Source organism: Pseudomonas migulae (assembly GCF_024169315.1).
GTDB classification, from domain to species: domain Bacteria; phylum Pseudomonadota; class Gammaproteobacteria; order Pseudomonadales; family Pseudomonadaceae; genus Aquipseudomonas; species Aquipseudomonas migulae_B.
The window spans coordinates 2,134,622-2,160,254 of sequence record NZ_JALJWR010000001.1 but is presented as its reverse complement, the minus strand read 5'-3'; the positions used below and the strand labels follow the sequence as shown (position 1 = coordinate 2,160,254).

General features: G+C 59.1%; 24 protein-coding genes and 4 tRNA genes. 13 read left to right on the top strand and 15 right to left on the bottom strand.

Annotated elements, in window-relative coordinates; translation table 11 throughout:
* Window positions 1-107: 107 nt before the first annotated feature.
* Both J2Y86_RS09885 and rdgC read right to left on the bottom strand, forming a co-directional pair.
* On the bottom strand, window positions 108-1,073 hold the full coding sequence (locus J2Y86_RS09885; protein ID WP_253430341.1) for a bile acid:sodium symporter family protein: 966 nt from the start codon (window positions 1,071-1,073) through the stop codon (window positions 108-110).
* Between the two features lie 155 nt (window positions 1,074-1,228).
* The gene (rdgC, locus tag J2Y86_RS09880) at window positions 1,229-2,149 is read right to left on the bottom strand and encodes a recombination-associated protein RdgC (RefSeq protein ID WP_253430338.1); all 921 of its coding nucleotides are present in this window, start codon (window positions 2,147-2,149) and stop codon (window positions 1,229-1,231) included.
* 160 nt (window positions 2,150-2,309) lie between these two features.
* On the opposite strand from rdgC, the gene J2Y86_RS09875 reads away from it, so the two are divergent.
* From J2Y86_RS09875 to J2Y86_RS09860, 4 genes are all read left to right on the top strand, one after another.
* Window positions 2,310-2,385, top strand: a tRNA-Val gene (locus J2Y86_RS09875).
* Between the two features lie 19 nt (window positions 2,386-2,404).
* Window positions 2,405-2,481: transfer RNA gene (locus J2Y86_RS09870), tRNA-Asp, on the top strand.
* 188 nt (window positions 2,482-2,669) lie between these two features.
* Window positions 2,670-2,745: transfer RNA gene (locus J2Y86_RS09865), tRNA-Val, on the top strand.
* A 19-nt stretch (window positions 2,746-2,764) separates the two neighbouring features.
* A tRNA-Asp gene (locus J2Y86_RS09860) sits at window positions 2,765-2,841 on the top strand.
* 136 nt (window positions 2,842-2,977) lie between these two features.
* On the opposite strand, the gene J2Y86_RS09855 is transcribed toward J2Y86_RS09860, so the two are convergent.
* Window positions 2,978-4,114 (bottom strand): catalase family protein, encoded by a 1,137-nt coding sequence (locus J2Y86_RS09855; RefSeq protein ID WP_253440193.1) that lies wholly within the window; start codon window positions 4,112-4,114, stop codon window positions 2,978-2,980.
* Between the two features lie 29 nt (window positions 4,115-4,143).
* On the bottom strand, window positions 4,144-5,952 hold the full coding sequence (locus tag J2Y86_RS09850; protein WP_253430335.1) for a di-heme-cytochrome C peroxidase: 1,809 nt from the start codon (window positions 5,950-5,952) through the stop codon (window positions 4,144-4,146).
* A gap of 269 nt (window positions 5,953-6,221) precedes the next feature.
* Here J2Y86_RS09850 and J2Y86_RS09845 point away from each other — a divergent pair, with 269 nt between their 5' ends.
* The 5 genes from J2Y86_RS09845 (at window position 6,222) to J2Y86_RS09825 (ending at window position 8,915) form a co-directional block, all read left to right on the top strand.
* On the top strand, window positions 6,222-6,938 hold the full coding sequence (locus tag J2Y86_RS09845) for an FKBP-type peptidyl-prolyl cis-trans isomerase (protein ID WP_214377591.1): 717 nt from the start codon (window positions 6,222-6,224) through the stop codon (window positions 6,936-6,938).
* 293 nt (window positions 6,939-7,231) lie between these two features.
* On the top strand, window positions 7,232-7,687 hold the full coding sequence (locus J2Y86_RS09840; RefSeq protein ID WP_253430333.1) for a YkvA family protein: 456 nt from the start codon (window positions 7,232-7,234) through the stop codon (window positions 7,685-7,687).
* A 113-nt stretch (window positions 7,688-7,800) separates the two neighbouring features.
* Window positions 7,801-8,142 (top strand): helix-turn-helix domain-containing protein, encoded by a 342-nt coding sequence (locus tag J2Y86_RS09835; protein ID WP_253430330.1) that lies wholly within the window; start codon window positions 7,801-7,803, stop codon window positions 8,140-8,142.
* Entirely contained in the window at window positions 8,139-8,510 is a 372-nt protein-coding gene (locus tag J2Y86_RS09830; protein ID WP_003223109.1) for a hypothetical protein, read from the top strand. The genes J2Y86_RS09835 and J2Y86_RS09830 overlap by 4 nt, the downstream gene beginning before the upstream one ends.
* A complete protein-coding gene (locus tag J2Y86_RS09825) occupies window positions 8,511-8,915 on the top strand; it encodes a sel1 repeat family protein (RefSeq protein ID WP_253430327.1) in 405 nt (134 codons plus the stop codon).
* A 120-nt stretch (window positions 8,916-9,035) separates the two neighbouring features.
* Here the strand turns inward: J2Y86_RS09825 and J2Y86_RS09820 are convergent, their stop codons facing one another.
* Window positions 9,036-10,826 (bottom strand): bifunctional diguanylate cyclase/phosphodiesterase, encoded by a 1,791-nt coding sequence (locus J2Y86_RS09820; RefSeq protein WP_253430325.1) that lies wholly within the window; start codon window positions 10,824-10,826, stop codon window positions 9,036-9,038.
* A gap of 134 nt (window positions 10,827-10,960) precedes the next feature.
* Window positions 10,961-13,042 (bottom strand): carboxy terminal-processing peptidase, encoded by a 2,082-nt coding sequence (locus J2Y86_RS09815; RefSeq protein WP_253440190.1) that lies wholly within the window; start codon window positions 13,040-13,042, stop codon window positions 10,961-10,963.
* A gap of 183 nt (window positions 13,043-13,225) precedes the next feature.
* On the opposite strand from J2Y86_RS09815, the gene J2Y86_RS09810 reads away from it, so the two are divergent.
* Window positions 13,226-14,200, top strand: a complete 975-nt coding sequence (locus tag J2Y86_RS09810) for a zinc-binding dehydrogenase (protein ID WP_253430321.1) — start codon at window positions 13,226-13,228, stop codon at window positions 14,198-14,200.
* Between the two features lie 109 nt (window positions 14,201-14,309).
* Here J2Y86_RS09810 and J2Y86_RS09805 read toward each other — a convergent pair whose 3' ends face one another.
* From J2Y86_RS09805 to J2Y86_RS09780, 6 genes are all read right to left on the bottom strand, one after another.
* Window positions 14,310-14,963, bottom strand: a complete 654-nt coding sequence (locus J2Y86_RS09805; protein ID WP_253430319.1) for an HAD family hydrolase — start codon at window positions 14,961-14,963, stop codon at window positions 14,310-14,312.
* A gap of 34 nt (window positions 14,964-14,997) precedes the next feature.
* Window positions 14,998-15,987, bottom strand: a complete 990-nt coding sequence (locus J2Y86_RS09800; RefSeq protein ID WP_253430316.1) for an ABC transporter ATP-binding protein — start codon at window positions 15,985-15,987, stop codon at window positions 14,998-15,000.
* A complete protein-coding gene (locus J2Y86_RS09795) occupies window positions 15,984-16,784 on the bottom strand; it encodes an ABC transporter permease (protein ID WP_253430313.1) in 801 nt (266 codons plus the stop codon). Before J2Y86_RS09795 ends, J2Y86_RS09800 begins: the two co-directional genes overlap by 4 nt.
* Complete coding sequence (locus tag J2Y86_RS09790) at window positions 16,771-17,607, bottom strand: ABC transporter permease (RefSeq protein WP_253440187.1); 837 nt, start codon at window positions 17,605-17,607, stop codon at window positions 16,771-16,773. The genes J2Y86_RS09795 and J2Y86_RS09790 overlap by 14 nt, the downstream gene beginning before the upstream one ends.
* A gap of 5 nt (window positions 17,608-17,612) precedes the next feature.
* On the bottom strand, window positions 17,613-18,419 hold the full coding sequence (locus J2Y86_RS09785) for an alkaline phosphatase family protein (RefSeq protein WP_253430310.1): 807 nt from the start codon (window positions 18,417-18,419) through the stop codon (window positions 17,613-17,615).
* Between the two features lie 145 nt (window positions 18,420-18,564).
* Complete coding sequence (locus tag J2Y86_RS09780) at window positions 18,565-19,632, bottom strand: ABC transporter substrate-binding protein (protein ID WP_253430307.1); 1,068 nt, start codon at window positions 19,630-19,632, stop codon at window positions 18,565-18,567.
* Between the two features lie 351 nt (window positions 19,633-19,983).
* Between J2Y86_RS09780 and J2Y86_RS09775 the strand changes: the two genes are divergently transcribed.
* Window positions 19,984-20,697: a UTRA domain-containing protein gene (locus J2Y86_RS09775; protein ID WP_253430303.1), complete on the top strand. Its 714-nt coding sequence runs from the start codon at window positions 19,984-19,986 to the stop codon at window positions 20,695-20,697.
* A 24-nt stretch (window positions 20,698-20,721) separates the two neighbouring features.
* On the opposite strand, the gene J2Y86_RS09770 is transcribed toward J2Y86_RS09775, so the two are convergent.
* Window positions 20,722-21,489, bottom strand: a complete 768-nt coding sequence (locus tag J2Y86_RS09770) for a DODA-type extradiol aromatic ring-opening family dioxygenase (RefSeq protein WP_253430300.1) — start codon at window positions 21,487-21,489, stop codon at window positions 20,722-20,724.
* Between the two features lie 104 nt (window positions 21,490-21,593).
* Between J2Y86_RS09770 and J2Y86_RS09765 the strand changes: the two genes are divergently transcribed.
* Window positions 21,594-22,250, top strand: a complete 657-nt coding sequence (locus tag J2Y86_RS09765) for a thiopurine S-methyltransferase (RefSeq protein ID WP_253440184.1) — start codon at window positions 21,594-21,596, stop codon at window positions 22,248-22,250.
* Between the two features lie 201 nt (window positions 22,251-22,451).
* On the opposite strand, the gene htpX is transcribed toward J2Y86_RS09765, so the two are convergent.
* Window positions 22,452-23,339, bottom strand: coding sequence for a protease HtpX (htpX, locus tag J2Y86_RS09760; protein WP_150767214.1), 888 nt, complete (start codon window positions 23,337-23,339; stop codon window positions 22,452-22,454).
* Window positions 23,340-23,657: 318 nt separating this feature from the next.
* Window positions 23,658-24,869 carry a pyridoxal phosphate-dependent aminotransferase gene (locus tag J2Y86_RS09755; RefSeq protein WP_008030363.1) on the bottom strand — a complete coding sequence of 404 codons (1,212 nt, stop codon included), beginning with the start codon at window positions 24,867-24,869 and terminating at the stop codon, window positions 23,658-23,660.
* A 225-nt stretch (window positions 24,870-25,094) separates the two neighbouring features.
* Between J2Y86_RS09755 and msrB the strand changes: the two genes are divergently transcribed.
* Window positions 25,095-25,490, top strand: coding sequence for a peptide-methionine (R)-S-oxide reductase MsrB (gene msrB, locus J2Y86_RS09750; RefSeq protein ID WP_033059242.1), 396 nt, complete (start codon window positions 25,095-25,097; stop codon window positions 25,488-25,490).
* Window positions 25,491-25,633 lie beyond the last annotated feature (143 nt).

The window sequence follows — 25,633 nt, the reverse complement described above, 5'->3', positions numbered from 1 at the left end:
TCGATTGACGGGGTCGTCCCCAGATTAATGACTCGATCGAGCCGCGAGGTCGTCCTCGCGTTGCGCAGTATAGTGCCCATCATTAAACCGGGGATCAAGTTTGCCCCTTACTCAGTCGCTTGCCGAGCCGCTGTTTCCCGATCTTCTTTCTCGCTCATGCGGCGGAAATACGTCGACAGCAACGCCCCGGAAATGTTGTGCCATACACTGAACAACGCGCTCGGCACCGCCGCCAGCGGTGAGAAGTGTGCACTGGCCAGCGCAGCACCCAGACCGGAGTTCTGCATGCCGACCTCCAGCGCCAGGGATTTACGCTGGGCCAGTGGCAGCTTGAACAGGCGTCCGGTGAAGTACCCCAGTAGATAGCCGAAGCTATTGTGCAGCATCACCACGGCCATGATCAGCAGGCCGGACTCGGCGATTTTCGCCTGGCTGGCGGCAACCACAGCCGTGACGATGATCACGATGCTGACAACCGAAACCAGCGGTAATACTTCCACTGCGTGGCGAACCCGATCACCGAGCACACGTTGGGCGACCACGCCGAGCACGATGGGCAGCAGCACCACTTGCAGGATCGACCAGAACAGCTCCATGAACGACACCGGCAACCAGGCCGACGCCAGCAACCAGATCAACGCCGGAGTCAGCAGCGGAGCGAGGAGGGTGGTCACGGCCGCGATGGCCACTGAGAGCGCCAGATCTCCGCGAGCGAGCCAGGTCATCACGTTCGACGAGGTGCCGCTCGGGCAGCAACCGACCAGGATGACACCGACGGCGATTTCCGGCGGCAGATGGAATACCTGGCAGAGCAACCACGCCACGCCGGGCATGATCACGAAATGGGCGACTACGCCCAGTGCCACGCGCCATGGATGGCGAGCGACTTCGGCGAAGTCTTCGAGTTTTAGGGTCAGGCCCATGCCGAACATGACCAGCCCCAGCAACGGCACGATGGCGCCTTTCAGGCCAATGAACCACGCCGGTTGCAGGAAAGCCACGACGGCGAAAATCAGTACCCAGTAAGCGAAGGTGTTGCCGACAAAACGACTCAATGCAGCCAGTGCGCGCATGGCCTGATCCTTATTGTAAGAAAGCGTTAGGGAGCTAAGCATACGCTGCTCGCAAAAAAAGATCGCAGCCTGCGGCAGCTCCTACAGGGAAACGCATTCCAATGTAGGAGCTGCCGCAGGCTGCGATCTTTTACAGGCGCCGCCGATTTGGATAATCAGATCCCTTGCGGCATCTCTTCACCACCCAACGCTTCAACCATCGCTGGCAGGAAGTCGCCGAAGGTCAGCATCATCAGGGTAAAGCTCGCGTCCAGCTGGCCGAGGGCCTCTTCGCCACCGTCCTGTTCCGCCTGGTCCTGCAGCAGATCCTCGAACTTCAGGCGCTTGACCACCATTTTGTCGTCGAGGACGAAAGACAGTTTGTCCTGCCACGCCAGCGACAGCTGAGTGACCACTTTGCCAGTGCTCAGGTGCAGCTGGATTTCTTCGCTGGTCAGGTCCTGACGCTTGCAGCGCACGATACCGCCGTCTTCGTGGGTGTCGCGCAGTTCGCACTCGTCCAGCACGAAAAAATCGTCCGCGGCTTTCTGGGTCGTGACCCATTCAGTCATGGTGGCGGTCGGCGACATCTTCACGGTCAGCGGACGTACCGGCAGCGTGCCGATCACTTCACGCAGGGTAGAGAGCAGGTCTTCGGCGCGTTTCGGGCTGGCCGAGTTGACCAGGATCAGGCCCTGTTTCGGCGCGATCGCTGCGAAGGTCGACGAGCGGCGGATAAAGGCACGAGGCAGGAAGGCCTGGATGATTTCATCCTTGATCTGGTCGCGTTCCTTTTTGTAGACCTTGCGCATTTGTTCGGCTTCGATCTCTTCGACCTTTTCCTTCACGGCGTCGCGCACGACGCTGCCCGGCAGGATGCGTTCTTCTTTGCGCGCGCTAATCAGCAGGAAGTCGCCGCTGACGTGCACCAGGGGGGCATCCTCACCCTTGCCGAAGGGCGCAACGAAACCGTAGGTGGTCAACTCCTGGCTTGCACAGGGACGCGCCAGTTTGGTGGCCAGTGCAGTTTCCAACGCCTCGGCATCAAAAGGCAGATCTTGGGTCAGGCGATAGATAAGCAGGTTTTTGAACCACATGGGGCGAGTCTCTCCTTTATACAAAGTGGGGCATTATTCTCTTCGTGGCGCCATAGGCCAACCCTTCTCTAAGCCTTTGGAAGGCCTGAAAAAATTATTTAAAAAAGTGCTTGCCAGAGGTGAGGTCGCTCCGTAGAATGCGCGCCACACCGAAAGTGAAGGGTGATTAGCTCAGCTGGGAGAGCGTCTGCCTTACAAGCAGAATGTCGGCGGTTCGATCCCGTCATCACCCACCATTCGCTTCAAGTGTTACGCGCAGCGGTAGTTCAGTCGGTTAGAATACCGGCCTGTCACGCCGGGGGTCGCGGGTTCGAGTCCCGTCCGCTGCGCCATATTCGGTAACCTGGAACGCTGAACGCCAGGTCACCACGGAAAAGCCCGCTAACGCGGGTTTTTTTCTGCCTGAAGTTCCTGCAGGATGCGTCGTTTCACTGGTTTTCAGATTTTTTTGAATTATTTATCAATTAAATCAACATGTTATGAAAATCTGTGGCACAATGCGCCCCGCAACGAAGGTAAAGGGTGATTAGCTCAGCTGGGAGAGCGTCTGCCTTACAAGCAGAATGTCGGCGGTTCGATCCCGTCATCACCCACCACTTACTTTCAACGCTACGCGCAGCGGTAGTTCAGTCGGTTAGAATACCGGCCTGTCACGCCGGGGGTCGCGGGTTCGAGTCCCGTCCGCTGCGCCATATTCGGTAACCTGGAACGCTGAACGCCAGGTCACCACGGAAAGCCCGCTAAATGCGGGCTTTTTGCTGTCCGGGGTTCGGCTCAGGCTGGCTTCCATTGAAAAAGCGACCCTCGGGTCGCTTTTTTCGTTTCTGCTTACTGCTCGGCGTTGCGAGCATGCCGGTAGTCGCTGACCGCTTCGTACACGGCCTTGCGCAGCCGGTTGATACCGCCAATGGGCCGATGAGCCTCCAGACCGAACCACGGGTTGAACGACAGGTTGTCGCATTGCAGATTCTGCGCCGGGGTGTCGAAGTCCTGAGGGGGCAGGGTGATCCGGGCTACGGTTTCGAACGGTGCATCCTGCTCGCGCCACTCGATGCTGGTGTCCTCGATCGGCATGAACCTGTTCGCATCCTGGCGCTGGATCTGCAAGACAAAACACGCCGGCACCCGATCCGTGGACAGCTGTTGAGTCAGGGCGTTACGCAGGAAGTTCGGCAGGTCCTGGTTCTGCTTGGGCAAGGTGTAGGCGGGGCAGTTTTCCGCATCAGGCATCACCCGGAACTTGGCATTGGCCTCGCCGAACTTGTAGGGCGATACCGAAAAATAAGTGGTGCGTGTCGGGCTTTCCGGCGGCGGCGACAGTGTCGCCAGGGCGATAAACAAATGGCGGATCTGCCAGGTGCGCGGGTCCCAGCCAGGAAAAAACGCCATGACCTTTTTTCCGTCAGCCTGAGCCGCGACATTCTGACGGTACTCGGCGACATCGCTGACAAAGAAGTTCGGATGGCTGAACATCACAAAGTCCTGCTCGTGTTGCCCTTGTCGGTTGCCGAGCAGTTGCTTGCCTGGCACATCCAGCAGTTTGATCGCCATGCCCCGGGCATCCCGCATGCTGTCGAACTGCGGATAAGCGTTGCCGTTGGACAGGCGCATGGTCGCCTGCCAACGCTTGCCCGGTTCGCTGAAGACGCCGCGACGCAGGTCCTGCGCCAGTTCCGGCAGTACCTGCACCTCGGCCTTCACGCAGCCATGGGCCTTGGCATGGGCGTCGCGCAGGTAGCGGGTGCTTTCACGGTGTTGATCGACAATGCGCACGGCGGTCTGAATCACATCCCGGGTCATGGCCGCTTCGCCATCCGGGATCTGCTCCAGCGCCGAGACCGGGCCGCGGTGCTGCCAGGCATACCATGCGGTCACCAGCGCCCAGCCAAGCAGGCCGATGCACAGCAGAATCAGCAGGGTTTTGCCGAGCAGACGCCCCAGCCACAACCAGAACCGGGCGAGCATCGGTAAATCTTTTTTGAAGGTGGTCATGATCATGGCAATTGCGCCTCCAGCGGGCCGCCCAACACTTTCAGGTACTCCAGCAGCGCCCAGCGCTCCCCGGGTTGCAGCAACCGGCCAATGACCCCGTTGCCGCGCTCACCGGCGCGGAATTCATGGCCACTGTTGTGATTGCCGGTAATGCGCGTATCGAACAGGAAACCGTTGGTGAAGGCTTCGGTGCGATAGCCCAGATGACGCGGGTCGTAGTCGAACGTGCCTTTGTAGAAGGTGGTCGCGCGTTCATCCTGGGGTGAGAGCAATTGATAGATGCTCGGCACCGAACCGTTGTGCAGAAACGGCGCCGTCGCCCATACGCCCGCCAGAGGACGGGCCTTGTAGGCGATTTTTTCACGAACGCCGATCGGCAGGCCGAAGCCGTCGAGCCGTGGCTTTTCTGCCGCTGTGATCCCGGCCTCGCGGTAAGCCCGGTTCTCGACGAATGCGGTGACGTAGGCCAGGCCCTTGGCCACCGACAGCTGGCTCAAGTCCAGTTGTTCCTTGGGTTCGGGGTGCAACTTCACGTCCATCTGCGCAAGCTCTGCGGGGTCCCATTGAAGGGCCGTCAGATCGAAACGGTGGTTGGCGATGTTGTTCGCGGCAGTCGGATCGGTGCCGATGACGTCGACGGGCAGCATGTGCAAATGCTGGACCCAGCGCTCGCCTTCCCGGGTCGTCCGCGGGACGTGACAACCGGCGCAGTTTTCCGCAAACAGCGCACGGCCCTTGGCCGCCAGCGGTTTGTCGATAGCACCCAGCAGGTCTTCCGGCCAGGCCGGCGGTTTGAGTCGCTGCAGGGTTTCTTCGATCTGGTGCAGATCGCGCACTCGGACGCTGGACGGGTAACGGTCGTCCGCCCTAAGAGGCTGCCCGTTGCTGTCGAAGAAGTTCAGCGTGGCGCCTACCCCCAGGGCCTCACCGATATTGCGCGCCATCGGCTGCTGTGCCGAGCCGTTCCACTGCACCCAGTCGAAGGTCCACATGTCCCACAGTTGCGGGTAATCGACCGGAGCGTTGGCCACCCGGTAGTTGGCCGGGGAAATCGCGTCACCGAAACTGGCGTTGGCTATGCGCCCGAACGCGTCGGTGCGGCCAGGGCCTTCCTCGGTCGGGTAAAGGCCTCGATGGGTATCGTTCCAGGCAACTTTGAGGAAGGTGTCGAGCGAAGTCTTGAAGTCTTTACGCAGTTGTTGATGCCGATCGTCGTAGTCCTGGCCCAGCACGTTGCGGGCGAACCGTTCGAATTTCCATGGGTTGTAGTAAGTCGAAGCCAGACTGGCGACCAGCGCCTGTCCGAAACTGCCACCTCGCAGTGTAGGAACGCTGGACGGCAAGACATGCTGCGCCGATCCGCCATCGATGCGGATGGCTTGGCCGTTGAAGCGCAGCTCGCCGGTGTGGCAGGCGGCGCAGGTGATGTCCAGAAACTGATCCTGGCTGCCAGGATTTTGATGGCGGGCAAAACCCACGGGCAGGTTGCCGGGGTTGCCGGGCGTGGTTTTTTGCCCGGGATCGACCAGAAAACCAAAGCGTGCGAGGTACTCCGGAGCGGCAAATCGTTGTTGCGAGAAAGGCAGTTCGAGCGCGCTGAACCAGTCGTAGCGTAAGCCTTTGACTTGAGTGCCCTGGGGCGTGAAGTAGTAGGTCTGGCGGTCGGTCGCGCTCCACTGTTCCAGGTAATGCACCTGCTGCGCAGGCGTCCAGGTCGGCAGTTTGGGATTGGCGACGTAATACAGAATCACGGCCAGGAGCACGCCCAGCAGCGCAACGATCAGAACCAGCAAGCGATAAAAGAGGCGCAAGATAAACATCCTTGTCGATTTGTCGCTCTCTTATGCCTTAGCTACAGACGTGCGGCAAGTGGCCATTACGCCAGATGTTGTGGGACAGCTCAGATGTGTCTGTGAGGCGAAGATGACAGAAGCTTCATCATCTGATTCCGGAAATGCGTTAAAACACCTGAACTTATCAGAAGTTTCCTGCTCTCATGCCGGTAGCCATTGGTCGTGGCCGCCTGATAAGCTCGCGGCTTTACTCGATTGCCCTTTAGGCGCATGAACAAGGAAATAGCATGAAACAGCATCGGTTGGCGGCGGCGGTGGCCCTGGTTAGCCTGGTACTTGCGGGATGTGATTCGCAGACCAGCGTAGAGCTGAAAACCCCGGCGCAGAAAGCTTCCTACGGGATTGGCCTGAACATGGGCAAGAGCCTGGCTCAGGAAGGCATGGATGACCTGGACTCCAAAGCCGTAGCCCAAGGCATCGAAGATGCCGTCGGCAAGAAAGAACAGAAGCTGAAGGACGAAGAACTGGTCGAAGCCTTCGCTGCGCTGCAAAAGCGTGCTGAAGAGCGCATGGCCAAAATGAGTGAAGAGTCGGCAGCCGCCGGCAAGAAATTCCTCGAAGACAACGCCAAGAAAGCCGGTGTCACCACCACAGCTTCGGGCCTGCAATACGAAGTGGTCAAGAAAGCCGATGGCGCACAGCCTAAGCCGACCGACGTAGTGACTGTCCACTACACCGGCACCCTGACCAACGGCACCGTCTTCGACAGCTCCGTCGAGCGCGGCAGCCCGATCGATCTGCCGGTCAGCGGTGTGATCCCGGGTTGGGTCGAAGGCCTGCAACTGATGCACGTTGGCGAGAAGTACAAACTGTACATCCCTAGCGAACTGGCTTACGGCGCACAAAGCCCAAGCCCGGCGATTCCAGCCAACTCGGTGCTGGTATTCGACCTGGAACTGCTGGCGATCAAGGATCCAGCCAAGCAAGACGACGCCGCGAAGTAATCAGCGTCTGCTCTGACAACAACGCCTCGCTTATGCGGGGCGTTGTTGCATCTGGCGGTTGGTGAGGGTAAACAAAGCGAACGGACGCAGTACGCTGGAGTCATAGCCATTGAGGACGCCTGTGCTAACCGCGCCAGAGCGCCAAGTCAATGAAATCTTGGGTTTTTTTATGTGAGTAAAAAACGCCCGATCTGAGCAAAGCCCTTATGAAACGGGGCTTTCAGCCGTGAAATGCAGGTCTGTTCACAAGGTTATCCACAATTTGTGTGGATAACATTTCAGCGGGAGGAATGATGAAAGCACCCTGGAATTTCGCTCGTTTCCTGCCATTGGCCGGACGCCTGCTCGCCCGTGGAAGATTGCCGACGCTGCTGTTCGCGGTAGCCAGCAAAGGCGCCAGCCAGGGCAACCGATTGGGCAAGCTCAAAGACGACCTGCGTCTGTTGCAGGCGCTGTGCCTGGCGTACTGGCGTGGCGAATACCGCGCCATCAGCCCGAAAGCGCTGATCTCGGTGGTGGCAGGCCTGATGTACTTCCTGAGCCCGGTGGATGCGATCCCGGATTTCATCCCGATGTTCGGCATGCTCGATGACATTGCCGTGCTTGCCTGGCTGATGAAAGTCCTCGATGACGAACTCAATGCTTTCCGCGCATGGCGCAAACGCCAGTTGCCAGAGAAGCTCGCCGTGGTCGAACGACTGCCCGATACCCCGGAGCAACTTCAGCTTCAGGGCCCGAAAAAAACCTGAGTCGATTCAGGATCATCCCTATATTCATACCCCCGCGACCTTGGCCGCTGTTAGGATTACACTTCTAGGGAAAAGCGCCGACTCGCTAAGTGTCGTTGTCCTACGGGGAAGTCATGGATATTCAGATAATCACACGCGAAGGCGAGCCCGAATATGCGGTTTTGCCGTGGGCTCAGTATCAGGCTCTACTGAAAGCAGCAGGCATCAATGAGCGACCGTCGCCGGACGCGCCAGTGCGTCACGCGGCCACTCCAGACCAGATTCTTCCGGGTCTGGATCAACTACGCAGTTTGCGCGAAGGGAAGGGCATCGCCATCGAGGCGCTCGCCCGCACGGTAGGCATCAGCCCGTCTTATCTGGCCTTGATCGAAAGTGGCGAGCGTCAACCCGACGCTGCGATTCGCCGCAGCCTGGCCTGGGAATTGACGGTGCCAGGGTGGAGGGACGAATCGTGAGCGTACGCATCAGTCGTCAACATTGGGACGGTTTGCTGGGCGAACTGGATCAGGCGCGCCGCCAGCGACATCTGCTGACTTATCGCGCGTTGCTGGAGCGTTTGCAGCTTCCGACACCCGCCATGCAAACCTTGACGGCAGCCCTTGAACATCTGGCGGCGCTGGATGCCAAGGCGGAGCAGCCATTGCGCAGTTCACTGGTGATCAGCCAGGGCGCCAGCCGCCTGCCGCGCACCGGTTTCTTTGAATGTGTCGAGAGACTGGGGCGTTTCTCCGGGCCGTCGGATGGTGTCGCTGCCGCGTCCTGGCATGCCTCGGAAGTGGTGCGGGTTTTCGAGTACGAATACCCCGAATCGGCTGAGGCCTGAGTGTTTTTGCGAATCAAGGCGCGGGCCGGCTACTGGCTGGCCCGACGGCTTTTTCACTGGTCGTGGTTCGTCCGCCAACCCCGCGGCTGGAGCTGGCTCGAAGGCCAGTTCGCGCGCATGGCCAACCTGGGTGACGTCGGCGCTCAAAGCTTCTATGGCCACATTCTGGCCTTTCGCGGCGTTGGTCTGGGGGCTCGTGAGGAAGGTGTCCGATTGCTGCGCCTGGCGGCGTTGGCGGGCGATGGCAAGGCGGCGTATCAGGTGGGTGTGATCAGCCTGGCCGGGACGGCGAGCAAGGCGCCGGATCCAGTTGAGGCGGCGCGGTTTTGGGGGATGGCCGCGAAGGCCGGGCATCCGTTGGCTGAGATCAAACTGAAAGAGTTGGCGTCTCGCGGTTCAGAGTGAACCTTTTGATTTGAGTCGACTGGTCTGACGCCTTCGCGAGCAAGCTCGCTCCCACAGGGGATCTATGTACACTGAAGATCCACTGTGGGAGCGAGCTTGCTCGCGAAGGCGTCAGAACAATCACCGCTGCCCCATGAGCACTTCATCCTCTCGCCCGGGCACCGCCAAGCTATCAATCACATGCACGCTATACCCCGGCACATTCTTCGCGTGGTGCTTGGCCTGCGACGCCATCTCCGCCAACTGGCTCGCATCGAGTTGTCCACAGGCCTGTGGATGTAAATGCACCACGCCGATCGACAATGACAGCAGCGGAAACTCCTGTCGCACACCCTGGCGATTCGGGGCGATGAAGCAGCCGGCTTCCAGGTGTTCGCTACGGTAGAAGCGCCGGCACTGGCTCTGGAAATCGTCGAGCAACTGGTTCAACCGTTTGCGCCAGTCTTCCGGCCCGAGCACCAGCAGGAAATCGTCGCCGCCGATATGGCCGACAAAGTCGCGGGAAGGGTCAACGCGATCATTCAGACATTGCGCCAGGCACAGCAGGACTTCATCCCCACGGCCGTAGCCGTAGATGTCGTTGAAGGGTTTGAAGCTGTCGATGTCCACGTAGCAGATCACCGACTCCCGTTGCTGTTGCAGCAGGCGTGTCAGGCACTGCTGGATCGGCACGTTGCCCGGCAGCAGGGTCAGCGGGTTGGCGTAGCGGGCCTGCTGGATCTTCAGTTCGGTAATCAGCTTCAGTACGTCGATTACCCGGCCCAACCCCAGGTAACCGCCATTCAGGGTAATGATGAAATCTTCTTCGATGCGTTGTCGGGCGCGGCTGGTGATCAGGCGGCTGACCTGTTGCAGCGACTGACTCATTTCGACGGCAAGGAAGTCGTCATTCATCAGCCGGCTGATCGGCTTGCGGGCGAACAGGTCGGTGGCGAAGGGCTTGAGCAGGGCGTCCGAGAGTGAGTGCCGATGAACGATGCCGCAGGGATGGCCGTATTCGTCGAGCACCGCCAGTGAGTTCAGGTTGGCCTGGCGGCGGAAGGCTTCCAGTACCGTCGCTGTCGGCGTATCCCGCGCGACTGCTGGCTGATCGTTCAAAAGGGCGCTGAGGTCGCTGCCTTCATCGTTCAGCGCCACGGCGGAGCTGTCTTGCTTGGGCATCAGGCTTCTGGCATCCCTTGGCGGATGTTCCTGAGGCCGACAGAGCAAATAACCCTGGACCAGGTCGACGCCCATATCGGTCAACACGGCCAGTTCCTCCGGCAGCTCGATACCTTCAGCAATCACTTGAGCCCGAGAGGCCTTGGCGATTTGCATGATTGATCCGACAAATTCCCGTTTGAGGGCATCTTGATGAATGCCGTCGATGAAGTGCCGGTCGATCTTCACATAGTCGGGCCGCAGCTCGGACCACAGGCGCAAGCTCGAATAACCCGCTCCCAAATCATCCAGCGCAATGGAGAAGCCCATCGCCCGATAGTGATGCAGTGCGTTTTGCAACAGCTGGAAATCGTCGGTCGGGGTCTGTTCGGTGAGTTCGATGACCACCTGATTGGGCGGTATGCCGAAATCCTGCAGCAGTTGCAGGGTACGACCCGGTTGGTGAGCCGCTTCGAGCAGGGATTCCGGCGATACGTTGAGAAACAGTTTGCCGGGCAGTTGCTGTTCATTGAAGCGCCGGCACGCGCTCTCACGGCATGCAATTTCCAGCTCGTTCAAACGACCGGCCTGACGGGCGACGGCGAACAGGGCGATAGGCGAGTGCAGCGGGCTGTTGGAGGGGCCGCGGCTGAGGGCTTCGTAGCCGATAATTCGTCGCTCGGAGAGCGAAATGATTGGCTGGAACAGGCTGTGCAAACCGCTTTGAGTCAGTATTGAACTCAACGCACTCAGCTGTTCGGTAGTGGTCATGGCGATCTCTGGCGATAAAAAAAGGACTGGGAGCGCAGAGGCTCCCAGTCCTTTATTTCACGACAGAATGATGACTGTTTGATGACGCTACGGGGGCGTCAGCATTAAATTGCCATCATCTTGCCTGTCACCACTCAGTGCTTGGCGACCGCGGTGTTGAGTTTCAGGTAGTCCAACAGAATCCGGCCGGTCTCGCTCAGGTAGGCATCGTCTTCCGGTTTGGTCTTGTCCGGCTCGGCCGCGAGGGCGTCTTCGTCTTCTTTCTTCAGCTCTTTGAGCGGCTCTTCGCCTTTGGCCTTGCGACGGATGTTCTCCATGGCAAGTTGCTTGGCTTCGATATCGGCGTGTTGTGCACGACGATCGGCTTCATTGAGGCTGACGGTTTTTTCCGCCATCAGTTTCTGCGCCAGGGCCAGTTTGTCGCGAATGAACACGAACTCCGCGTCTTTGGCCGAGCGTACGTCATGCTCGGATTTGAGCTGCGAAATGTACGGCTTGAACGGGTCGACCGCAGGCTTGATGGCCGCACGGATGGTGTCCCACGGCATGGCTTCCGGCAGGGCGCTTTCACCGATTTCCTTGGTGTCGATGATCGACGGGTAATCGATATCCGGCAGAACGCCTTGATGCTGCGTGCTCTGACCGGAAACCCGATAGAACTTGGCCAGGGTCAGTTTCAGTTCGCCATGGTTCAGCGGCTGAATGGTCTGCACGGTGCCTTTGCCGAAGGTCTGGCCACCAATGATCAGCGCGCGGTGGTAGTCCTGCATGGCACCGGCAAAAATCTCCGAAGCCGAGGCGGACAAGCGGTTGACCAGCAACGCCATCGGGCCTTTGTAGAACGCACCCGGGTTTTCATCTTCCAGCACATCGACCCGGCCATCGGCGTTACGCACGAGAACGGTCGGGCCTTTGTCGATGAACAGACTGGTCAGCTCGGTGGCTTCCTGCAGGGAACCACCGCCGTTGTTGCGCAGGTCGATGACCACGCCGTCGACCTTGTCCTTCTGCAGCTCGGTCAGCAGTTTCTTGACGTCGCGGGTGGTGCTCTTGTAGTCCGGATCACCGGCACGGAAGGCCTTGAAATCCAGGTAGAAGGCGGGGATCTCGATGACGCCGAGCTTGTAGTCCTTGCCGTCCTGTTTCAGGTTGAGGACCGACTTCTTCACCGCCTGGTCTTCAAGCTTCACGGCTTCGCGGGTGATCGGCACGATCTTGGTGGTCTGGTCGTTCGGCGCATTGCTGGCCGGGATGACTTCCAGGCGCACCACGGTGCCCTTCGGACCACGGATCAGCTTGACCACTTCGTCCAGACGCCAGCCGACCACGTCGACCATCTCTTTGTTGCCCTGGGCAACGCCGATGATCTTGTCGGCCGGCGCGACCTGCTTGGTTTTGTCGGCCGGGCCGGCAGGCACCAGGCGCACGACTTTCACCTGATCGTTGTCGCTCTGCAACACGGCGCCGATGCCCTCGAGGGACAGGCTCATGTTGATGTCGAAGTTCTCCGCGTTATCCGGCGACAGATAATTGGTATGCGGGTCGTAGGACATCGCGAAGGTGTTGATGTACGCCTGGAAGATGTCTTCCGGACGGGTCTGGTCCAGACGCGCCAGCTGATTCTTGTAGCGCTTGGTCAGGGTTTCCTGGATCTGCTTGGAATCCTTGCCGGCAATTTTCATCCGCAGCACTTCGTCCTTGACGCGTTTGCGCCACAGGTCGTCGAGCTCTGCGGTGGACTTGAGCCAAGGGGCGTCCTTGCGGTCGATCAGCAAGGTTTCCTTGGCGGTGAAGTCGATCTTGTCGACGCCCTTGTTCAGCTCCGCAAGGGCGAAGTCCAGACGCGCTTTTACGCGGTCCAGGTAGCGCTTGTAGATGGTGAACCCGGCGTTGAGATCGCCGCTTTTGAGGAAGTCGTCGAACTGGGTTTTCCACTTGTCGAATTCGGCAATGTCGCTGGCCATGAAGTAGCTGCGCGACGGGTCCAGCAGCTTGAGGTAGCTGTCGTAGATAATCACGGAGCGCGCGTCATCGAGCGGCGGCTTGCTGTAGTGGTGACGCTTGAGCAGTTCAACCACGTTCAGACTGGCGATCACTTCGTCACGATCAGGCTGAAGCTTGTCCCAGCTATTGGCTGCAAAAGAACTGGTCGACATCGGCAGCAGACCGATGCCAATGAATAGAGCTAGGGCGGTGCTGGGGAAAAAATGCTTCATGCTGATTCGACGCGGGGACAATTGATCACGCATATTAGGCCGTCTTTGAAGTCGCCGGTACCACCAGGTTCTGTACGAAAACTGCCTGTGCGAGCTTTCGTACTGGCCCTGGGCCGGTCGCATAATGCAAGAAAGCCCGACGCTACAGCTACGGGCTCAGTCCAGACTCACTATGGAGGCACTGTGAAAGCATTGCAAGGCGTGGAAGGTCGAGTGGAGTGGCTTGAAGAGCCCAGTCCTACATGTGATGTAGGGCAAGTTCGCATTCGGGTGGCGGCAGCGGGCCTCAATCGCGCCGATTTGTTACAGAAGGCGGGACTTTATCCGCCACCGCCGGGGGCCAGTCAGGTACTGGGGCTGGAGTGTTCCGGGGTGATCAGCGAGGTCGGCCCGGGCTCGTCCTGGCAGGTCGGTGATCGGGTCTGCGCCTTGCTGGCCGGGGGCGGGATGGCCGAAGAGGTGGTTGTCGACGGACGGCATGTGCTGGCGGTGCCGGAAGGATTGTCCCTGGCCGAGGCGGCAGCGCTACCCGAAGTCTATGCGACCGTTTGGTTAAATTTATTTCATCTGGCCGGGCTCAAGCCTGGTGAGAAAGTTCTGCTGCACGCCGGAGCAAGTGGAATCGGTTCAGCCGCCATTCAGTTGTGCAAGGCGTTTGGCAGCCCGTGCTGGGTCAGCGTCGGTTCCGCCGAGCGGCTGGCCTACTGCGAGGCACTGGGTGCTCAGGGGGGCGTTGTGCGTACCGGAGACCTGGAGAGCTTGAGCGACCTTGGGCCGTTCGATGTGATCCTCGACCCGGTCGGCGGCAACTACGCCGCACTGAACCTGAAACTGCTGGCACTCGATGGCCGTTGGGTGTTGATCGGCTTGATGGGCGGCCGTGACGCGAAGCTGGATCTGGCGCAGGTGCTGGCCAAGCGTGTGCAACTGCTGGGTTCGACGTTGCGAAGTCGTGACGATCAGTTCAAGGCGGATCTGTTCACTGATTTGAGCCAGCATGTCTGGCCGCTGTTTGCCGAAGGGCGGTTGAGTCCGCAGTTGGCGAAGACGTTCCCGATCAGGGATGCGGAAGCGGCGTTTGCCGAGTTGGCGACCAATAAGGTGGCGGGGAAGTTGGTGCTGGTGATCGACGAGAGCCTTACTCGATCCCCAGGCTAAACGCAGTCCTTGTGGGAGCGTGGCTTGCCCGCGATTCAGGCGACGCGGTGTGTCAGTCAAACCGCGTCATCGTTCATCGCGGGCAAGCCACGCTCCCACAGGATTTGCATTACTTCCAGGTATGGATCGGCCAGCCGGCTTTTTCGGCGTGTTCGAGCAATACAGGATCAGGGTTTACTACGTGTGGGAATTCTACCTTCAACAACAACGGCAAATCATTGCGTGAATCCGAGTAGAAACTTGCGCCTTCCAGGTTTTCCTCTTCCGCATCCAGCCATTCCAGCAAGCGCGTGATCTTGCCTTCGCGGTAGGTCAGCGTGCCGACGGTGTGGCCGCTATAAACCCCATGCAACACTTCCAGCTCGATGCCGAGAATCTCGTCGATGCCCAAGCGATCGGCAATCGGCCTGACCAGGTGCGTACCCGACGCCGAGATCACCAGAATCCGGTCACCCGCTTTGCGGTGCGCGGCAATGGCCTTGGTGGCGTCGCTGAAGATGATCGGCTCGATGAAGTCTTCCACCCACGGCCCCACCAGATGATCGATCTCTTCCGGCGTCCTGCCGATCATCGGTTCGAGGCTGAAGGTCATGTAATCCTCCATGCGCAGCTTGCCGTGGCTGTAAGCGTCCATCAGTTCGTTGTTCTGACGCATGAACGACTCGGGATCGACCCAGCCCAGGCGACCCATTTGCTCGCTCCAGAGGGTGGCGCAGTCGCCGTGGATCAGGGTTTCGTCCAGATCAAAAATTGCCAGGGCCATCAGTGCAGTTCTCTCTTCAACATCAGCAAAGGCATCAGGCTACCTCACACAGGGCCGTCGGATCGATGGAAAGCGCCAGACGCTGACCATCGGGATGCAGATCGGCCGCCGAGCGGTTGAGCACATCCACCACCAGTTCCACGCCCCGGGCCTCGACCCGGTAGCGGATCACGTTACCCAGCAGGCTGTGGCTGCGCACTTGTGCATCGAGTTCGCCATTCAGGCTCAGTTCGATGGCTTCCGGACGAATCGCGATGCGATGGGTGATCGGTCGTTGCAGCAGCTTCGTGGCGCTGTCGGCGTCCAGCAGGTTGTAGTTGCCGATGAAGCCGGCCGCAAAAACATCCACGGGCGCCGTGTACAGGGTTTCGGCGTCGCCACTCTGTACGATTTTTCCCTGATTCATCAGGAAAATCCGGTCAGACATGGTCAGCGCTTCTTCCTGGTCGTGTGTGACGAAGATCGTGGTCAGGCCCAGCTCGCGCTGAATCTGACGGATCTGCTCGCGCAAGTGCTTGCGGATGCGCGCATCGAGGGCCGACAGCGGTTCGTCCAGCAACAACAGACGTGGACGAGTCACCAACGAGCGCGCGAGCGCGACTCGCTGACATTGACCGCCGGACAGTTGATGCGGGTAACGTGCGGCGAAGTCATTCAGCTCCACCAGTTTCAATACTTCGGCGACGCGCTTCTGGCTGTCGTCGCTGTTGACCTTTTGCATGCGCAAACCGAAGGCGACGTTTTGCTCAACGGTCATATTGGGGAACAGGGCATAGCTCTGGAACACCATGCCGATCCCGCGCTTCTGCGGGCTCAGCGGTACGAGATCCTGACCATCGAGCAGGATCTTGCCGCCATCCACCGAAGTCAGACCGGCGATGCAACGCAGTAGCGTGGATTTTCCGCAACCGGACGGGCCGAGGAGGGTGACGAACTCACCCTTCTGGATTTCGCAGTTGATGTCGCTGAACACCGTGGTGCCAGCGTAGTTTTTCTGTAGATGTTGGACGCTGACATAGCTCATTCGCTTTTGTCCTTGTTCAAGATATTGGCCGCCCAGGTCAGAACCAGCACAAAGAAGAAGTAGGAAATCACTACCGCACTGGTGAAGTGACCGCTGCTGTTACGCATGTTGTTGAGGTAGACCTGCAGGGTTTCGTAGCGGGTGCCGACGAGGATGTTGGCGAACACGAACTCACCGAACAGGAACGAGAACGACAGCAGCAACGCCACCATCAAACCCTTGCGAAGATTCGGCAATACGACCAGGAATGCTGCTTGCCAGGTGCTGGCACCGAGCAGTTGGGCAGCGTCCATCAGGTCGTGCAGGTTGATGGCTTGCAGGTTGTTGGTAATTGCCCGGTACATGAACGGCAGCGCCACAGTGAAATAGCAGCCGATCAGAATCCAGGGCGTGCCGACCATCGCGAACGGCCCCGACCCGTAGAGCTGCAATAAACCCACCGACGACACCACCGGCGGCACCGCGAAGGGCAGCAGGATCAGGATGTTCATCCACGCGTCGAGTTTCGGAAAGTGGTAATGCACCACGAACAGCAGCGGCAGAATGAGCACCACCGCCAGGATCAGCGAGCCGACGCAGACCAGCAGCGATTGACCGAAAGCACTCAGGAAACGCGGATCGCTCCACAGCTGCACGTACCATTTGATGCTGAAACCGCTCGGCAGAATGGTTGCCGACCAACTGCTGGAAATCGAGTAGATAAAGGTGCCGACCAGCGGCAGCAACAGAATGGCAAATAGCAGGTACACCACGACGCGGTGATAAACACCGACCGGGCCCAATTCAGCGCGAGACATGGTAGCTCCTCTTCAACAGCAACTGATGCACGACGGTCACCAGCGTCATCAACGCCACCAGTACCACGGCCAGGGCGCTGGCCAGGTTCGGGTCCAGGGAAATGTCGCCCGAGACCATCGCCGCAATACGGATCGTCATCACGTTGAAGTTGCCGGTGGTCAGGGCGTACACGGTGGCGTAGGCGCCGAGGGCGTTAGCCAGCAGGATCACGAACGTGCCGAGCAGCGCAGGCGTCAGCACCGGCAGACCGATGTGTCGCCAGAATTGCCAGCCGTTGGCGCCAAGCAGTTCGGCGGACTCGCGCCAGTCTTCACGCAGGGCGTCGAAGGCCGGGTAGAGCAGCAGCACGCCCAGGGGAATCTGGAAGTAGGTGTAGAGAATGATCAGCCCGGTTTTCGAGTACAGGTTGAAGTCCTGGATGATCCCGGCCTGCTTGAGCATGATGGTGATGCTGCCGTTGAACCCCAGCAGGATAATGAACGCGAAAGCCAGGGGCACGCCGGAGAAGTTGCTGGTCATGTTGGCGAAGGCGTTGACGAAGTTGCGCAGCTTCGAGTCGACCCGACGCAGGGAATAAGCGCCAAGTACAGCGATGATGATCCCGAACACGCTGGACCAGAAACTGATCTCGAGGCTGTACTGGATCGCCTGCAAGTAGAACTTCGAGCTGAAGATCCGGGTGAAGTTGGCCAGGCCCCAGCCGGACTCTTCCGATTCCAGGCTGTTGATAATTACCCAGGTCAGCGGGGCGATTTCGAACACGATGAAGAACAGTGCGAAGGGCACCAGGCACAAGGCTGCCAGCCATTTGCCGCGAGTCATGGCGTTCACTTGAGCAGCTCCCGGCAAACGGGTTTGTCGTGGGCCACGCCCAGCAGTTCGCAGACGGTGCCGCAGATTTCCGTCTGTTTCGGTGTGGCCCCGGCATTGAAACTGAATGCGTCACCGAGGACGAACAGCGGCACCTCGCGTTCTTCCGGCAGCAGGCCGTTGTGGGAGCGGTCGTTGTTCATGCCGTGGTCGGCGGTCACCAGCACCTGGTAACCGGCGTCGAGCCAGCCTTGCAGGTAGTCGGCGAGGAAGATGTCGGCGAAGCGGGCGCTGTTGCGGTATTGCGGGGTGTCGAGGCCGTGCTTGTGCCCGGCGTCGTCGATGTTCATGGGGTGCACCAGCAGGAAATTCGGCTCATGTCGCAGGCGCAGGTTTTCCGCGTCGGCGAACAGGTGCGAATCCGGGTAATGGTCGCTCCAGTAGAAATGTCCGTGCTGGATCGGCAACGAAAGGTCGTCGGTGTGACGATCCCGGGCGTCGACGAACGGCGAACGGTTGTACAGCTCACTGACCCAGTGATAGGCCGCGGCGGCAGTTTTAAGGCCGGCATCGGTGGCGTAGTGATAGATGCTGCGCTGATTGGACAGGCGCGAGACGTTGTTGTGGACGATGCCACTGTCGATCGGCGTGACGCCGGTCAGGATGCATTCATACAGGGGACGGGACAGGGCAGGCAGTTCGCACTCCAGCTTGTAGAGCGCCGCGCGTCCTGCGCCAACGTAAGCCTGCAGGTGCCCCATGGCGTGGCGCGCAACCTCGTAATTGAGGCCGTCGAGCACGACAAGGATGACGTTGTGCTTCATAGGGGCGGAACTCCGCGAAAACAATAGATATCGTCAAAACCTGTAGGAGCGAGGCTTGCCCGCGAAGAGAGGCTGACATTCAACAAAGTTGTTGGCAGACAGTCCGCTTTCGCGAGCGAGCTTCGCTCCTGCAAGAGTTACGGGATTACTTCATCTCGACGATGACTTCTTCGTTCCACTTCTGCGGCAGGGCCTTGGAGGTCTTCTCCCACGCATCTGCGTCCTTGATCGGGGTCACGTCTTTGTACTGCTCGTTAGGCAGCAACTGAGCCTGAACATCGGCTGGCAATGTCAGGTGTTCGGCACGGATCGGACGAGCGTTGCCGCGTGCCAGGTTGATCTGGCCGGCGTCGCTGAAGATGTATTCGCGGGCCAGTTTGGCGGCGTTCGGGTGCTTGGCGTATTTGTTGATGATGGTGGTGTAACCGGAAATCACCGAGCCGTCGGATGGAATCAGTACGGTGTAGTCATCCGGATTCGCCATCTTCGCCTTGTAGCTCAGGCCGTTGAAGTCCCAGACCACACCGACTTCGATTTCGCCCTTTTCCATCGTGGCGATGGTCGGGTTGGACATGGACAGACGACCTTGCTTGGCAATGTCGGCGAACAGCAACAGCGCGGGCTGGAGGTTTTTCTCGTCGCCGCCGTTAGCCAGAGCAGCAGCCAGAACTCCGTTGGCAGCCTGGGCCGCAGTGCTCACGTCGCCGATGGAGACCTTGTATTTGCCGGTTTTGAGATCGGCCCATTTAGTCGGGGTATCCGACCCGTGCAGCAGCTTTTTGTTAACGATGAATGCGATGGTGCCGGTGTAGGCCAGTGCCCAGTTGCCTTCTTTGTCCTTCGCCCAATCAGGAATCTGAGCCCAGGTGCTTGGCTTGTACGGTTGGACCACGCCTTGCTTGACCGCAATCGGGCCGAATGCTGCACCGACGTCGCCGATGTCGGCGCTGGCGTTGTCTTTTTCAGCGGCGAACTTGGCGATTTCCTGGGCCGAGCTCATGTCGGTGTCGATGTGTTTCAGGCCGTAGTTCTTGGCCAGGTCATCCCAGGTACCTTTCCAGTTGGCCCAGTTATCGGGCATGCCGACACTGTTGACCTCTCCTTCCGCTTTCGCCGCGGCTTCCAGGGTTTTCAGATCGGTATCAGCCGCCATGGCGGCGGTGCACAGGGCAATGGTCGAGCCTAACAGTGATGCCAGGAAAAGCTGTTTCATTCCGAAGCTCCTTTGGGCGTTATCAACGCTGCGATTGCGGTTGTGTTGGTCTAGGTCAGCAATACCTGAGCCAATCTAGGCGCCTCTGATGACATTTTGATGTCGACCAGCGGTCCGCCCCTATTTCTTTTGCAACAACGCTCAGGCTTCGGGATAAGCGTAGACCATGGCTAAAGAGCTGATATAAAAGGACTTGGCTATGAAATTGCAGGCGCTTGACCGAACCGTTCAGCGCCTTTGTCATCTGTCAGTCATGTGCAGTGCCTAGGCTTGCTGAAAGCTGACGGAGCCGTTTCCATTGACGGCTTCTGCCCCGAAACAGTGCTGGTCTAGTCCAGATAGGTAACGTTGATGCGCGTTGAGACAACCAAAGCGGTGACAGCCATCGGGCAGGTGCTTCAGGAGCAGCTCGATCACGGGCTGCTGGCGCCCGGCAGCAAGTTGCCGGCGGAGCGCAAGCTCAGTGAGTTGTTCGGCACCACACGCATAACCGTGCGCGAAGCGTTGTTGCAGCTGGAGGCTCAAGGGCAGATTTATCGCGAGGAGCGCCGGGGCTGGTTCGTGTCGCCGCCGCGCCTGGCTTATAACCTGATGCAGCGCAGCCACTTTCACGCGATGGTCAGCGCGCAGGGGCGGGTGCCGTCCACCGAAGTGATTTCGGCGCGGCTGCAACCGGCGTCGGCAGCGGTCTGTGCCTGGCTGCAGTTGCCGGCGTTGTCGAGCGTGATTCAGGTCTGCCGCGCACGGCGCATTGATGAGCGGCTGGTGCTGTACGTGGAGCACTACCTCAATCCGCAGTATTTTCCGGGGATCCTGGAGTTTGATTTGAATCAGTCGATTACCGAGCTGTACGCGCGGCATTACGACTTGCATTACGGGCGGGTGCGCTTCGAGATCGTGCCGACGGCTTTGTCGGTGGATGCCGCTGCGGCGTTGAAGGTGTCGGTCGGAAGCCCGGGATTGCGCATCGCCCGGGTCAATTACGACCAGCATGAGCGGCTGATCGATTGTGACCTGGAGTTCTGGCGGCACGATGCGATTCATGTCGGCGTTGATGTGGTCTGAGCCTGGCCGCCGCAGGTTCTTTCATTATCCGAAGCGGTAAATGTCCATACCCAGGGCACCCATGGTGAATCCCTGGTGGCTCACGCTGAATGTACCCCCGGCACTGCGGGCAAAGTACAACGGCAGCAAATGTTCATCGCTTGGATGGTTACGCACAGCGTTCGGTGCTTGTTGGCGATAGTCGTGCAACGCGGCTTCGTCGTTGGCGTCGAGTTTCTCGATCATCCAGTCGCGGAATTCCCTGGCCCACGGTTCGACGCTTTCCGGGCCGGCATGCCAGTCCAGTTCGCGCAGGTTATGGGTGATGCTGCCGGAGCCGATCAACAGAACGCCCTGTTCGCGCAGGCTACCCAGTGCGTGCCCGACGCGGGTCTGCAGGGCAGGGCCGCCGCGAGTCGGCAGCGAAACCTGCACCACCGGGATATCAGCCTGCGGATACATCAACGACAAAGGCACCCATACGCCATGGTCGAAGGGCCGTTTGGTGTCGATACGTGCGGGCAAGTCACTGCGCTTCAGCAACTCGACAACCTCCGCCGCCAGTTGCGGATCGCCAGGTGCCGGGTATTGCACCTCGAACAATGCCTTGGGAAAGCCACCGAAGTCATGCCAGGTTTCAGGTTGCGGATTGCCGCTGACCAGCAGTTCATTGCTTTCCCAGTGGGCGGAAACAATCACGATGGCTCGGGGTTTCGGCAATTCGGCAGCCAGCCGCGCGAGAGCCGGCCCGCTGGCGCCGGGCTCCAGGGCCAGCATGGGTGAACCATGGGATATATACAGGCTGGGCAACATGGATGAGCTCCTGAGAGTTAAGATGGGCGTCATCTTCAGTCAGATCATTGATCTAAATCTAATATAAGTTTTAGGGTGTTTTGATCGAATTTTCGGAGATATTTATGCAGCCGGAGTTTTGGCACAAGCGGTGGACGTCGAATCAGATCGGCTTTCATCTGCCGGAAGTGAATCCATATCTTCAACGTTACTGGCCTCAGTTGGGCCTGGAGGACGGGGCGCGCGTACTGGTGCCGTTATGTGGGAAAAGCCTGGATTTGCTATGGCTGGCGAAATGCGGTCACGAAGTGTTGGGTGTCGAGTTGTCGGAAAAAGCAGTCGAAGACTTTTTCCACGAGCACCAATTTGACCCGGACGTCAGCGATCAAGGGCCTTTTACGGTGTATCGGGCGGGTTCGATCGAAATCTGGTGTGGTGATTTCTTCGCCTTGACCGCCGGCGATGTTGCCGATTGCAGCGCACTGTACGACCGCGCTGCGTTGATTGCCTTGCCACCGAAGATGCGAGAGCAGTACGCGGCTCATCTGAACCGGATTCTGCCGAAAGACTCTTTGGGGCTTTTGATTACGCTGGATTACGACCAGACGCAAAAGGACGGACCGCCGTTTGCTGTGCTTGATGATGAAGTGCAACGGTTGTTCAGCGCGGTGTGGTCGCTGAAGATTCTGGAAGACCAGGATGTTCTGGGCGAGAGCTGGAAGTTCATCGAGAGCGGAGTTACGCGGCTTGAGGAGCGGGTTTATCGGGTTTCTGCTCGGTAATCGAGGTTGACTTTACCGGCCCCTTCGCGAGCAAGCCCGCTCCCACAGTTGATCTCTGACGTTCACATATTCTGTGTCCACTGAAGATCGAATGTGGGAGCGGGCTTGCTCGCGAAGGGGCCAGAATGAGCACCACAATAATCAGCAGACAAAAAAAGGCCCGCATTCACTGCGGGCCTTTTCATTTGGTGTCGAGCCTGATCAGCCCCGACGACGCAATGCGTCGATGCGCTCTTCCAGCGGCGGGTGGCTCATGAACATGCGGGCGAACCCTTGTTTGATGCCACCATTGATACCGAAAGCGTTCAAGGTGTCCGGCATGTGCACCGGCAGGCCTTGTTCTGCACGCAGGCGTTGCAGGGCGCCGATCATCGCGTTGGTGCCCGCAAGGCGTGCACCGGCTTCATCCGCACGGAATTCGCGTTTACGCGAGAACCACATGACGATGGAGCTGGCCAGAATGCCCAGGACCAGTTCGGCGAAGATGGTTGCCACGTAGTAGGCGATGCCCTGGCCCTCTTCGTTCTTGAAGATCACCTTGTCGACAAAGTTGCCGATGATCCGTGCAAAGAACATGACGAAGGTGTTCACCACGCCCTGGATCAGTGCGAGGGTGACCATGTCACCGTTGGCCACGTGGCCGATTTCGTGGGCCAGAACGGCTTTCACCTCATCCGGCGAGAATCGTTCGAGCAGGCCCTGGCTGACCGCGACCAGTGCGTCGTTCTTGTTCCAGCCGGTGGCGAAGGCGTTCGCCTCGTAGGCCGGAAAAATCCCGACTTCCGGCATCTTGATCCCGGCTTCGCGGGACAGTTGCTCGACCGTTTGCAGCAGCCATTGCTCATGACGTGTGCGCGGCTGGGTAATGATCTGGGTGCTGGTGCTCATTTTCGCCATCCACTTGGAGATGAACAGCGAGAACAAGGAACCGGCGAAACCAAAGACCGCACAGAAAATCAGCAGCTGATTGAGGTTGAGATCAACCCCATTGGCCGCCATGAACCCGTTGAAGCCGAAAAGGCTCAGGGTGATGCTGGCAATCAGCACGACCGCCAGGTTAGTGGCCAAAAACAGCAGGATGCGCATCATGGTTGTAGAAATCTCCTTTTGCTAAAGATGTAGCGTACTGCGGGGTATATAAGGTGCTGCACCGGGCTATTCAACCAGGTGACTATTTCAAACTGTGTCCTACAGCAAGAGTCTAGTCGCTTGCAGGGCATTTCCGATGTGGATACGGGAAGCGATTGTCAGCCGATTCGCATCGCAAGCCCCGCCATTGTTGGACGCGGGCACTAAACGGCGAGTCGGTGGACGGTCGAAGCGGGAATGCCTGGCGAGGGCTAAAGATATGTTGCTGAATTGATCCTCGTGCGACTTTCGTTAAAAAGTCGCACGCGGCCAGACCGATTACTGGCGATAGGATTTGAGGAAGTTGCCGATCCGTCCAATGGCCATGTCCAGGTCATCGACGCGCGGCAGGGTCACGACGCGGAAGTGGTCCGGCCACGGCCAGTTGAAGGCGGTGCCTTGCACCACCAGCAGCTTTTCCGACAGCAGCAGGTCGAGCACGAATTTCTCGTCGTTGTGGATCGGGCAGACTTTCGGGTCAATGCGCGGGAACGCATACAGCGCACCCATCGGCTTGACGCAACTCACGCCGGGAATGTCGTTGAGCAGTTCCCAGGTCCGGTTGCGCTGTTCCAGCAGGCGCCCTTGCGGCAGCACCAGGTCATTGATGCTCTGGTAACCGCCGAGGGCGGTCTGGATCGCGTGCTGGCTCGGCACGTTGGCACACAGGCGCATGTTCGCCAGCATGTCGATGCCTTCGATGTAGCTTTGCGCGTGGTGTTTCGGACCGGAGATGGCGATCCAGCCGGAACGGAAACCGGCGACGCGATAGGACTTGGACAGACCGTTGAAAGTCAGGCACAGCAGGTCCGGGGCCAGCGAGGCGGTGCAGATGTGCACGGCATCGTCGTAGAGAATCTTGTCGTAGATCTCATCGGAGAACACCACCAGATTGTGCTGTCGGGCCAGTTCCAGCATGCCCAGCAGGACTTCTTTCGAATACACCGCGCCGGTCGGGTTGTTCGGGTTGATGATCACCAGCGCCTTGGTGTTCGGGGTGATCTTGGCCTTGATGTCAGCCAGGTCCGGCCACCAGTTGGCCTGCTCGTCGCACAGGTAATGCACCGGGTTACCGCCGGACAGGCTCACGGCAGCGGTCCACAGCGGATAGTCGGGAGCCGGCACCAGCACTTCGTCGCCGTTGTTGAGCAGGGCCTGCATCGACATCACGATCAGCTCGGAAACGCCGTTGCCCAGGTAGATGTCTTCAATGCCGACGCCTTCCACCTGCTTCTGCTGGTAGTACTGCATGACGGCTTTACGCGCGCTGAACAGGCCCTTGGAGTCGCTGTAGCCCTGGGCCGTCGGCAGGTTGCGGATGACGTCCTGGAGGATTTCGTCCGGCGCTTCGAAACCAAAGGGCGCCGGGTTGCCGATGTTCAGCTTGAGGATGCGATGACCTTCCTCTTCCAGGCGTTTGGCGTGCTTGAGCACTGGGCCGCGAATGTCGTAGCAGACGTTGGCGAGCTTGTTCGATTTGCTGACCTGCATGGCGATGTGTTCCCGAAAATGAACGATCCAGGCGGCGTTTGAACCACCGTGCTGGGAATCCTGCGTATTCACACAGGCTGACGCCTTGAGAGGCAGCACTCATAAATCCGTTTGAATGCGCGTGGTCTGGCTGCCAGACTGGCGTTTGACGAGGCGCAATCATACGTGCCGCCCGATCCGTGGAAAAGGTACAGATCGGGCTTTTTCAGCTGCCGAGGTGTGATGATGGAAAAGTTGGAAAAAACCCTGGAAGAATGGCGGGCGATGCTCGATCCGGAGCAATACAACGTTTGCCGCCTCAAGGGCACCGAACGCCCGTTCTCCGGCAAATACAATGACAGCAAGGTCGACGGCGTTTACCACTGCATCTGCTGCAATGAGCCGCTGTTCGACTCAAAGACCAAATTTGATTCCGGCTGCGGCTGGCCGAGCTTCTACGCACCGATCGGCGACAGCGCCATGGTCGAAATCCGTGACGTCAGCCACGGCATGATCCGCACTGAAGTGGTCTGCGCCAAATGCGATGCGCACCTGGGACACGTGTTCCCGGACGGTCCACCGCCGACTGGCCTGCGGTATTGCATCAACTCCGTGTGCCTGGACCTGGTACCGCGCTCGTAATGCGAGCGCTGTAGGAGCGAAGCTTGCTCGCGAAGGCGTCGGGTCGGTCAACATCAGTGTTGAATGTTAAGGCGCCTTCGCGAGCAAGCTTCGCTCCTACAGAGCAATCGGCGTCCAATAATTTAAATTGCACACAATTCAAT